This is a genomic window from Citrobacter sp. wls757 (assembly GCF_005280935.1).
GTDB lineage: Bacteria > Pseudomonadota > Gammaproteobacteria > Enterobacterales > Enterobacteriaceae > Citrobacter > Citrobacter portucalensis.
In genome coordinates this window covers 43,123-47,119 of the sequence record NZ_SZWU01000069.1, presented here as the reverse complement: position 1 = coordinate 47,119, position 3,997 = coordinate 43,123, and the positions used below count along the sequence as shown (strand labels likewise).

Below are 3,997 nucleotides of genomic sequence, written 5' to 3'. Positions count from 1 at the left end.
AATCGGACAGATGTTGGTGAACCCGGCGCCGTAATGCGCCGGGGTATTCGTTACGCCCGCCAGAACATGCGTGAGAACAGGATCAGAATGGGGTAAATCTCCAGACGCCCCATGATCATGGCCGCGCACATCAGTAGCTTTGCTTCCTCGTTTAAGGTGCCAAATGTCGTGGCGGTGACGCCAAATCCTAGCCCCATATTGTTGATGCAGGCGGCAACGGTGGCGAAAGAGGAGAAGAGATCGTAGCCCATCAGATTGAGCGCCCAGATAAAAAAGCTGGTGAACAAAACGTAGAGAAAGAAAAAGCTCCATACCGAACGCACCACCCGGTCGCTTACCACGCTATTGCCCACTTTGATGTTAAGCAGGGCACGGGGATGCGCGAGCTGGTGTAACTCCTGACGGCACTGCTTGAACATAATCAAAAAGCGTAGCACCTTAATCCCCCCGCAGGTCGAACCCACACAACCGCCGAAGAAACTGGCGCTGAGCAGCATGAAGATCGTGTGCGAAGGCCACTGCGCGTAATCCGCCGTCGACAGGCCATTATCTGTCAGCATCGAACTGGCCAGAAAAAAAGCATGCACCAGGCTGTCCGTTAATCCGTACATGCCTGCCCGCCAAACTTGCCAGGTGGCGATCAGAGTGACCACCAACGCAATAAGCAAAAAGAAACGCAATTCGGCATTACGACGAAAGGGTTTGAAGGTACGTTTCACGATAGCAACGTACCAGAGGGTGAAGTTAAATGCAGACAGCAGTGAAAATATCCCGGCGACAAGCTCAATGGCATGGCTGTTATAAAAGCCGATGCTCTCGCTGCGAGTGGAAAATCCGCCGAGAGAGACCGTCGACAGCCCGTGGCATAAGGCGTCGAAAAACGACATCCCGGCAGCCCAGTAGGCCAGAGTACAAATAAGACCCAGAATGACATAGGTCATCCACAGCGTACGTGCAGTATCAGCAAGTCTTGGCGTGAGGCGTTCTTCTTTAAAAGGGCCCGGCATTTCAGACTGATACAGCTTCATGCCACCAATACCAAGCAGCGGCAATACCGCCACGGCGAGGACGATAACACCCAGACCGCCAATAAAATTGAGCTGAGCCCGATAGTACAGATACGACTTCGGCAAGGCGCTGACGTCATCAATCACCGTTGCGCCTGTAGTGGTAATCCCAGAAACTCCTTCAAACAGGGCATCCGCAAAAGAGAGGTTTAAGCCATCGTCCATCCACATCGGCATCGCGCTGATAAACGAAAACAACAGCCAGAACAGGACGATAATGACGAAACCATCCCGGGTGCGCAGTTGAATCCCCGCATGTTTGGTTGCCAACCACGCCCCGCCGCCGAGGGTGAAGAAAGTCATAAACGTGCTGAAAAAGGCGAACAAGCTCCGCTCTTTGTTTAACAAAGCGATGAGCATCGGTGGCAGCATAGAAAAGCTGTAGAGAAGAACCAGAAATCCGCACAGGTGAACAACAACCCGTAACTGGGAAATATGCAGTGAATCGTTGAGTCGCAATGAAAAATCCCCCGCCGAAAAAGAGTTATCTCAGTTGGCCGGCATGGTCTTAATTATGATCGATAAAAATGATCGTCGTAAAATTTAACAATTTATATAACTTTCTACTGGTCTGGTTCAGACTCCACTTCATTTCTTGCCGACATACAGCGTATAATCCTCGGCCTTTGATTATTTTTTTACCATTTTTGGAAGCATTATGAGCGCAATATCCCTGATCCAGCCGGACAGAGACCTTTTCTCCTGGCCGCAGTACTGGGCTGCCTGTTTTGGCCCGGCACCGTTTTTGCCGATGTCACGCGACGAAATGGACCAACTTGGCTGGGATAGCTGCGACATCATTCTGGTTACCGGCGATGCATACGTCGATCATCCCAGCTTTGGCATGGCAATTTGCGGACGTATGCTGGAAGCACAAGGCTTTCGCGTAGGGATTATCGCCCAGCCGGAGTGGAACAACAAAGACGATTTTATGCGTTTGGGTAAACCGAACCTGTTCTTTGGTGTGACCGCAGGCAACATGGACTCGATGATCAACCGTTACACCGCCGATCGTCGACTGCGCCATGACGATGCCTACACGCCGGACAACGTTGCGGGCAAACGTCCGGACCGCGCCACGCTGGTCTATACCCAGCGCTGTAAAGAAGCATGGAAAGATGTGCCGGTTATTCTCGGCGGTATTGAGGCCAGCCTGCGCCGTACCGCGCACTATGACTATTGGTCTGATACCGTTCGTCGCTCTGTTCTGGTGGATTCCAAAGCCGACATGCTGATGTTCGGCAACGGCGAACGTCCGCTGGTGGAAGTGGCGCATCGTCTGGCGATGGGCGAAACCATCGATCAGATCCGCGACGTGCGTAACACTGCGATTATGGTTAAAGAAGCGCTGCCGGGCTGGAGTGGGGTGGATTCCACGCGCCTCGACACGCCGGGCAAGATTGACCCGATCCCGCATCCGTATGGTGAAGATCTGCCGTGTGCTGACAACAAGCCGGTCGCACCGAAAAAGCAGGAAGCGAAAGCGGTAACCGTACAGCCGCCGCGCCCGAAACCGTGGGAAAAAACCTACGTGCTGCTGCCGTCCTTCGAAAAAGTGAAGGGCGATAAAGTGCTGTATGCGCATGCGTCGCGTATCCTGCACCACGAAACCAACCCAGGCTGTGCGCGTGCGCTGATGCAAAAGCACGGCGATCGCTACATCTGGATCAACCCGCCAGCCATTCCGCTCTCTACCGAAGAGATGGATAGCGTCTTTGCGCTGCCGTACAAACGCGTGCCGCATCCGGCGTATGGCGACAGCCGCATTCCGGCCTATGAGATGATCCGTTTCTCGATCAACATTATGCGTGGCTGCTTTGGCGGCTGTTCGTTCTGTTCGATCACCGAGCACGAAGGTCGCATCATCCAGAGCCGCTCTGAAGACTCGATCATCAATGAAATCGAAGCCATTCGCGACACCGTTCCAGGCTTTACCGGCGTGATTTCCGACCTCGGCGGCCCAACGGCGAACATGTATATGCTGCGCTGTAAGTCACCGCGCGCGGAGCAAACTTGCCGTCGTCTGTCATGCGTCTACCCGGATATCTGTCCGCATATGGACACCAACCACGAACCGACGATTAACCTTTATCGTCGTGCGCGTGATTTGAAAGGCATTAAAAAGATCCTCATCGCTTCGGGCGTGCGTTACGACATCGCGGTTGAAGACCCGCGTTATATCAAAGAACTGGCGACCCACCACGTTGGCGGCTATCTGAAGATTGCGCCAGAGCATACCGAAGAAGGCCCGTTGTCGAAGATGATGAAGCCGGGGATGGGCAGCTACGATCGCTTTAAGGAATTATTCGATACCTACTCTAAGCAAGCGGGTAAAGAGCAGTACCTGATCCCGTACTTTATTTCCGCGCACCCGGGTACGCGTGATGAAGATATGGTGAATCTGGCGTTGTGGTTGAAGCAACGTCGTTTCCGTCTGGATCAGGTGCAGAACTTCTATCCATCGCCGTTGGCGAACTCCACAACCATGTATTACACCGGGAAAAACCCGCTGGGTAAAATTGGTTATAAGAGTGAAGACGTGGTGGTGCCGAAAGGTGATAAGCAGCGTCGTTTGCATAAAGCCCTGCTGCGTTACCACGATCCAGCCAACTGGCCGTTAATCCGCCAGGCGCTGGAAGATATGGGTAAAAAGCATCTGATCGGCGGTCGTCGCGAATGTCTGGTCCCGGCGCCTACGCTGGAAGAGATGCGCGAAGCGCGTCGCCAGAACCGTCATACTCGCCCGGCATTGACCAAGCACACACCGGTGGCGCATCAGCGCCAGACGCCTGCCGCGAACAAAAAACGCGGGAAAGTGGCAGGGCGCTAATCTGCCTTGCCCGGTGGTGAAATGCTTATCAGGCCTACGAATAGCACAGTTTTGTAGGCCGGATAAGGTGAATGAACCGCCATCCGGCAGAGAGACTCAG

General features: G+C 53.7%; 2 protein-coding genes. One reads left to right on the top strand and one right to left on the bottom strand.

The features are described 5' to 3' along the window. Nucleotides 1-50: 50 nt before the first annotated feature. On the bottom strand, nucleotides 51-1,526 hold the full coding sequence (locus tag FDW94_RS19020) for a TrkH family potassium uptake protein (RefSeq protein WP_020996330.1): 1,476 nt from the start codon (nucleotides 1,524-1,526) through the stop codon (nucleotides 51-53). A gap of 199 nt (nucleotides 1,527-1,725) precedes the next feature. Here FDW94_RS19020 and FDW94_RS19015 point away from each other — a divergent pair, with 199 nt between their 5' ends. Then, on the top strand, nucleotides 1,726-3,897 hold the full coding sequence (locus FDW94_RS19015) for a YgiQ family radical SAM protein (protein WP_003024532.1): 2,172 nt from the start codon (nucleotides 1,726-1,728) through the stop codon (nucleotides 3,895-3,897). The last annotated feature ends 100 nt before the right edge of the window (nucleotides 3,898-3,997 follow it).

Excerpts from the sequence above, each read along its gene's own strand:
- FDW94_RS19015 (WP_003024532.1), top strand. The coding sequence starts at position 1,726 with ATGAGCGCAATATCCCTGATCCAGCCGGACAGAGACCTTTTCTCCTGG.